Source organism: Moorena sp. SIO3A2, assembly GCF_010672265.1.
GTDB lineage: Bacteria > Cyanobacteriota > Cyanobacteriia > Cyanobacteriales > Coleofasciculaceae > Moorena > Moorena producens.
In genome coordinates, this window is the sequence record NZ_JAAHHC010000065.1 from 22011 (window position 1) to 29140 (window position 7130).

4 protein-coding genes are annotated in these 7130 nt (G+C 40.2%); 3 read left to right on the forward strand and 1 reads right to left on the reverse strand.

The window, feature by feature from the left end; genetic code table 11:
* Positions 1-88: 88 nt before the first annotated feature.
* The 3 genes from F6K64_RS34265 to F6K64_RS34275 all read left to right on the forward strand — a co-directional run bounded on the left by F6K64_RS34265 (position 89) and on the right by F6K64_RS34275 (position 4883).
* Complete coding sequence (locus F6K64_RS34265) at positions 89-2434, forward strand: right-handed parallel beta-helix repeat-containing protein (protein ID WP_287267748.1); 2346 nt, start codon at positions 89-91, stop codon at positions 2432-2434.
* Positions 2435-3169: 735 nt separating this feature from the next.
* Positions 3170-3328: a hypothetical protein gene (locus F6K64_RS34270; protein WP_287267749.1), complete on the forward strand. Its 159-nt coding sequence runs from the start codon at positions 3170-3172 to the stop codon at positions 3326-3328.
* Between the two features lie 805 nt (positions 3329-4133).
* Positions 4134-4883 carry a filamentous hemagglutinin N-terminal domain-containing protein gene (locus F6K64_RS34275; RefSeq protein WP_287267751.1) on the forward strand — a complete coding sequence of 250 codons (750 nt, stop codon included), beginning with the start codon at positions 4134-4136 and terminating at the stop codon, positions 4881-4883.
* Between the two features lie 520 nt (positions 4884-5403).
* On the opposite strand, the gene F6K64_RS34280 is transcribed toward F6K64_RS34275, so the two are convergent.
* Positions 5404-7053 carry a response regulator gene (locus F6K64_RS34280; RefSeq protein WP_287267753.1) on the reverse strand — a complete coding sequence of 550 codons (1650 nt, stop codon included), beginning with the start codon at positions 7051-7053 and terminating at the stop codon, positions 5404-5406.
* Positions 7054-7130: the final 77 nt, after the last annotated feature.

Sequence of the window (7130 nt, forward strand, 5' to 3'; positions counted from 1 at the left end):
ATAGAAAGAGAGACGCTTCTTCTATCAATAACTTGGGAACTGCTTATAAAGTTATTTTTTGTCGTTTTACCGAAAATACTTTTAGACTGTGACAAGTAATTTTAATTCAAATAAAACCGTAGTTGTTGCTAAATCGGATAGGGCTGACTACACAACAATTGGCGAGGCGATTAAAAATTCCCAACCTGAAACCAGAATTTTAGTAAAGCCAGGGATTTACAGAGAAAGTATTGTTATTGATAAATCCCTAGAAATTTTAGGAGATGGTAAAGCCTCCGATATCGTTATTGAGGCCACTAATCTGAACTGTATTCTGATGCAAACAGACTATGCAATAGTGCGAGGCTTCACTTTGCGAGAATCCACTGTAGGTGTGTGTATTCCCAAGGGAGAGTTAATCCTTGAAGATTGTGATCTGACCGCCTATGACTGTGGTATAGTTATTTGTGATTCTAAAGCAAATCCCATTATTCGTCGCTGCTGTATTCATGATGGGCAAGGTAACGGTATTAAGATTAAAGATAATGCTCAAGGAGTAATAGAAGACTGCGACATTTATGGTCATACTTATCCAGGAGTGGAGATCTCTAAAGGTAGCAATCCCATTATCCGGTGCTGTCGTATTTATGATGGTAAAAGTTTCGGAATTTTTATTAAAGACAATGGATTAGGAACTCTAGAAGACTGCGACATCTATGGCAATACTGTTTCAGGAGTGTATATCAATGAAGCTAGCAATCCCACTATCCGTCGCTGTCGTATTTATGATGGTAAAAGTTTCGGAATTTTTATTAAAGACAATGGATTAGGAACTCTAGAAGACTGCGACATCTATGGCAATACTGCTTCAGGAGTGTATATCAATGAAGCTAGCAATCCCACGATCCGTCGCTGTCGTATTTATGATGGTAAAAGTTCCGGAATTCGGATTCAATACAATGGATTAGGAACTCTAGAAGACTGCGACATCTATGGCAATACTTATTCAGGAGTAGATATCTCTAAAGGTAGCAATCCCACGATCCATCGCTGCCGTATTTATGATGGCAAAGAAGACGGAATTAAGATTGAAGACAATGGTCAAGGAGTAATAGAAGACTGCGACATTTATAGCAATACTTATCAAGGAGTTAAGATCTCTAAAGGTAGCAATCCCATTATCCGGTGCTGTCGTATTTATGATGGTAAAAGTTTCGGAATTTTTATTAAAGACAATGGATTAGGAACTCTAGAAGACTGCGACATCTATGGCAATACTGATCCAGGAGTGCAGATCACTACAGGTAGCAATCCCATGTTCCGTAGCTGTCGTATTCATGATGGTAAAAAAGACGGAATTTGGATTACAAACAATGGATTAGGAACGATAGAAGACTGCGATATCTATGGTAATACTTATCGAGGAGTGCAAATATCGAAAGGTAGCAATACCACGATTCGTAGCTGTCGTATTTATGATTGTAAACAAAGCGGAGTTTGGATTACAGACAATGGATTAGGAACGATAGAAGACTGCGACATCTATGGCAATACTTATTCAGGAGTGCAGATCGATAAAGGTAGCAATCCCATGCTCCGTACCTGCCGTCTTTATGATGGTAAACAAACCGGAATTTTGATTATAGACAATGGATTAGGAACCCTAGAAGACTGCGACATCTATGGCAATACTTATCGAGGAGTGGAGATATCTAAAGGTAGCAATCCCACGCTCCGTCACTGTCGTATTTATGATGCTAAAAGTTTCGGAATTTTGATTATAGACAACGGATTAGGAACCCTAGAAGACTGCGACATCTATGGTAATACTTATTCAGGAGTGGTTATCTCTGAAGCTAGCAATCCCACGCTCCGTCACTGTCGTATTTATGATGGTAAAGGAAACGGAATTGGGATTACAGACAATGGATTAGGAACCCTAGAAGACTGCGACATCTATGGCAATACTAGTCTAGGAGTGGAAATTAATAATAATAGTAATCCTACTTTCCGTCGTTGTCGAATTGAAAACCATCCTTTTCCAGGGATTCAAATTGAAGAAGGATGTAATCCATTGTTTCGTCGCTGTATTCTTAGGACTAAGAAACCATTCTACTTAGGAATTGCTGGTATACTAAGTCTCTCTATTGCCCTACCTGTAGCTATAGCTAGGGGTTTGGTAATCACTCCCGCTATAGCTTTAGCCTTAGCTGTGATTGGATTTGTATTTTACAAACTGCGTAAAAATAGGTTTAATACACAATCTATTATCGAAATAATATTTCTGACCCTAGTATTAGGCGTAAATTTAGGATTAACTTTTTTTTTAAGTTTCAATATCTATACTTTGTTAGCATCATTTGGAACGGGTTGGCTCTGGCAAAGTAGGCTTTTTAAGCCACTTGTTAAGCAATCTAAGTTAATATCTAAGTATCAGATTAATAGATTGCCTTAATGAAATTATTTTTACCTCAACTATGCCCTAATTTTTGAAGCATGATCAGTTTTAAAGACTGGGCAATTATCAATAAGCATAGGTTAATGACATGAGGTAAATTCGGATAACTTTTTCAGTCCAATTCGTTGACTGTCGGATATTTCAGCAATTTTTGATGATCGTTCGTACGCCTTCAGCCGTGTTGATCGCGCTATCATTCACATTGGCAAGCTTAAGCTGTGGATAACTATAGCGCTAGTTAAGGCTTTAGCCCAATTAGTTTGCTATCGTAAATTTTAACAATTTGGGATGATCGCGATCGCTTTTAGCGGAAGCTGAGGCCGTAGGCCACGCTTTGCGAACGCTTCATCGCGTAGCGTGACTGCATTTCAATCGCACTAGCAATCACAATGCGCGACAGTTATCGGAAATTCCAGCAATTTTGGAGTCGGCGCGATCGCTTTTAGCGGAAGCTGAGGCCGTAGGCCACGCTTTGCGAACGCTTCATCGCTTAGCGTGACTGCATTTCAATCGCACTAGCAACAGCAACAAAGCCGTGAAAATCCTTTACTATCGTAAATTTTAACAATTTGGGATGATCGCGATCGCTTTTAGCGGAAGCTTCGCTTCATCGCGTTAGCTTGAGCAACGCGCGATAGTTATCAAAAATTACAACAATTTTGGATAATAGCGATCGCGCCTTGTTAATCAGCAAAGTGTGAAAATCCTTTACTGCCGGAAATTACAGCAATTTTGGATAATGTTGACTACCGCAAATTCCAGCAATTTGGGATAATAGCGATCGCGCTAGCAACAGCAACAAAGTGTGAAAATCCTTTACTGTTGGACATTTCAGCAATTTTGGCTAATCACGATAGTGCTAGCAACAGCAACTTCGATGAAAATCCTTGACTGCCGGAAATTACAGCAATTTTGGATAATGTTGACTACCGCAAATTCCAGCAATTTGGGATAATAGCGATCACGCTAGCAACAGCAACAAAGTGTAAAAATCCTTTACTGTTGGACATTTCAGCAATTTTGGCTAATGTTGACTGTTGGAAATTCCAGCAATTTGGGATAATAGCGATCGCGCCTTGTTAATCAACAAAGGGTGAAAATCCTTTACTATCGTAAATTCTAGCAATTTTCGATAATCTTGACTGTCGCAAATTTCAGCAATTTCGGATCATCACGATAGCGCTAGCTTAATTAACTTCAGTCGAATTCATTCACTGTTGGAAATTTCAGCAATTTTCGATAAGCGTGCGATGCTAGCTATTAGCATCCTATTCCTAAACTATAGCGCTAATAAAAATTGCTCAGATTAGGCGGGGGTTAACTATAGCGCTAGTTTAATGAGTTTCAGCCCAATTGATTCACTGTTGGAAATTGCAGCAATTTTGGATATGACTGGATGTTATTTATCAGCCACTTTGGAGCAGCATTACCTGTAGCAATGGTTAACCTAATTTAACATAATTAACCTAATTTAACAAAAATTTATATCAATAGCTGCCACCTATAGGTGTATAATAGCATAAATTATTATTTCCACAGAGAATAACAGCCTCAAGCCATTATCAATCAAACTGAACAGCTGTCAGTAGGTTAATCAAAATTAGATTAATCAAAATTAGGTTAATTGATGGCAAGAGATTGATTAACCTTAAGTGCAGTAAAAACACTCGACCCAGGAGCAGGAGAAATCTAAGCTATGACATTAGATGTCTTAAAACGCTATAACACTCAGTTAGGTTTAGCGCTATGCTTAGCCATTAGTGGAGCGTACGCATTTTCAGTAAAGCAAGCTAATGCTCAGATTACTCCTGATACTACGTTACCGACCGCCGAAAGGTCTTTGTTTGACCAAAGGTCGGGTCAAGTAAATGGAGAAATTGTTGATCTAATTAAAGGAGGAGCAATCCGGGATATCAATTTGTTCCACAGTTTCCTAGAGTTTAATGTCTCAGAGGGGCAAAGGGTTTATTTTGCTAATCCAGCTGGGATTGAAAATATTATTTCTCGGGTAACTGGTGCGAATCCTTCTAATATTCTTGGCACCTTGGGTGTCAATGGTGGAGCAAATTTGTTCTTGATTAATCCCAAGGGGATTTTGTTTGGGGAGAATGCCAAGCTTGATGTATCCGGTTCTTTTGTAGGCACTACTGCTGATGGGATTGGGTTTGGTAATCAAGGAGTGTTTAGTGCTTCTAATCCAGAGCCGCCTTCGCCATTGCTGACGGTTAATCCTAATGTGTTCTTCTTTAATCAAATTCCCAGTAATATTACTAGTCAAGCTAAGTTGGAGAAGCTGGCGGTTGATAACCTGTTGTTACTCGGTGGTGATGTTGAGGTTATCGAAGATAGTAAGATATCGACTAATCTTCGAGCCACGATCAACCGATATCCAGCCAATGCACATTATGGGCAATTTTTTCTTGCGCTTACCCTGGACATGATATGATTTGACATCATAGTATTTAAAAAAAAACTTTAGCTGTCCGGCAAAAGAAGCCCCACACCTAATGCGTAGCATAGGTGTGGGATGAATTTTGCACAGGGTATTATAAAATTGCTATAATATATGTACTGATAAACAAAGCCGTTCGCGTAGCGTGGCCTACGGCCTTAAATGCTGGTTTGTCAGCCACTTACGTGCCTAAAAAATAGAACTTATTGTATTGTTCCGGTGGGTCGGGGCATCCCGTGTCGTTAATAAAGTAACCCGTGTATCCGAACGCGCCCCGCGTCGGCGAAAGCCGATAGTGATGGCTGGAGTTGGTAAGAAGCCCACACTGTAATCTTCGATGAGCGTGTGGGAGTATGTCACTGACTTAATAAATCTCAAAAAAGTTAAAGGTTAAAAGGGAAAGGTAAGCATATGCGCTACGCGCACACTACTTGAGGTGCGGTCAGCTATCAGCCAACGGCTGACCGCTTATGGCTGATAGCTGAATGCTTACTAAAATTGTTCTTAGAGTACCTCAGTCATCAACCCACTGCAATTGCAACAGCTGCTCCAACAAACCAAGTAACCGATCCTGGTCAATGGGTTTCGGTAGAAAACCTTCACAGCCCAGCATCTGACTCTGTTTCTGAACTATTTCAAAAGTACGGGCTGAAAGGGCAATGATCGGCACATTTTTCAGATCAGGTATTTCCCGCATTTCTGGCACCATGGTAAAAGCAGTTTTGACGGGCATGAATAAATCAGTCAAAATCAGATCGGGTCGGATCGCTATGGCGACATCCAATCCCTGCTGACCATTTTCTGCGGTTACCACTTCAAAGCCTAAGGGTTCAAGCATGTTGAGTAATACCAACCGATTTTCTTTGTTATCATCCACCACTAGCAGTTTGCGTCGTTTTCCGTGGTAACCCATCACAAGACCTGCAATATTCCGTTTTGCTTCGGTAACTTTAACCACAGGTAAGGCAACATCAAACCAAAACATTGACCCCTTAATTAACTCACTTTTAACGTTTAGTTGGCTTCCCATAAATTCCACCAACTGCCGAGATATGGCTAAGCCTAAGCCGGTTCCAGCTGCCCGATATTTGCTATCCCCCGTTTGTTCAAAGGGTTGGAAGATAGTCTCTAATTGTTGAGGGCTAATTCCTATCCCGGTATCAATCACCTCGAAGCGAATCGTCCGATGTTGGATTTGGGAATCTTTCCCCTGATCAAGGGAGGTAGGGTTTTGGTCTTCAATCACTCCAACGTTGAACGTTACATTGCCTTGGTCGGTAAATTTTACTGCATTGTCTAACAAGTTGATCAGTACCTGTCGGAGCCGTTTCTCGTCTGCCTTAACACCAGTCGGTAAGTTAGTGTTTTGTTCAAATCTCAACACAATATTTTTTTCACTAGCTCGCATGCGGATGATTCCAACAACTTCCTCTAAGAAGGTTAGTAAATTAAATTCTGTGGGATACAGTGCCATTTTGCCAGCTTCGATTTTAGATAAGTCTAAGATATCGTTGATCAAAGTCAAGAGATGGCTACCGCTTTTCTGAATGATTTTTAAGCCTTCGAGTTGCTTGGCGGTTAAATTTCGTTCACCTTTGGAGGCGGCTAAAGCCGCATCACGTTGGAGAATTTGAGCATATCCTAGAATACCGTTGAGGGGAGTACGGAGTTCATGACTCATGTTAGCTAGGAATTCACTCTTGGCTTGGTTAGCTACTTCTGCTTTTTCTTTAGCGTCTTGGAGATAGGCATTTTGTTCAGCGAGGGTTTTTGTCAAAAAATATAGTTTTAAATGGAGCCTGACTCTAGCTAATACCTCTTCTTGTTCAAAGGGTTTTGGGATATAGTCTACTGCACCTAACGATAATCCTTTTATCTTATGGTTTATATCAGCAAACGCGGTCATGAAAATTATGGGAATATCTTTAGATATTGGATTATTTTTGAGTTTTTTGCAGGTTTCAAATCCATCAATAACGGGCATATTTACATCTAACAATATGAGATCAGGGGGTTCATACTCTACTTGTTCAATAGTTCCTTCACCATCCATTTCCACTCTGACTTGAAACCCAGCACTTTCCAAAGTTTTGTAGAGAAATGATAAATTATTGGGATTATCATCAACGATTAAAATTGTTCCAGTGTTTGGTGATTGGTTCATTTTCACTTATTGATATATTTCCTAATCGCCAAGGTATGATAGCAAGTCCGGAGGTGCGCTTGACCTTGGCGAATTTA

What these genes read in the sequence shown, in the direction of transcription:
- F6K64_RS34275 (WP_287267751.1), top strand. Translation starts at nt 4,134, where the DNA reads ATGACATTAGATGTCTTAAAACGCTATAACACTCAGTTAGGTTTAGCG.
- F6K64_RS34280 (WP_287267753.1), bottom strand. Translation starts at nt 7,053, where the DNA reads ATGAACCAATCACCAAACACTGGAACAATTTTAATCGTTGATGATAAT.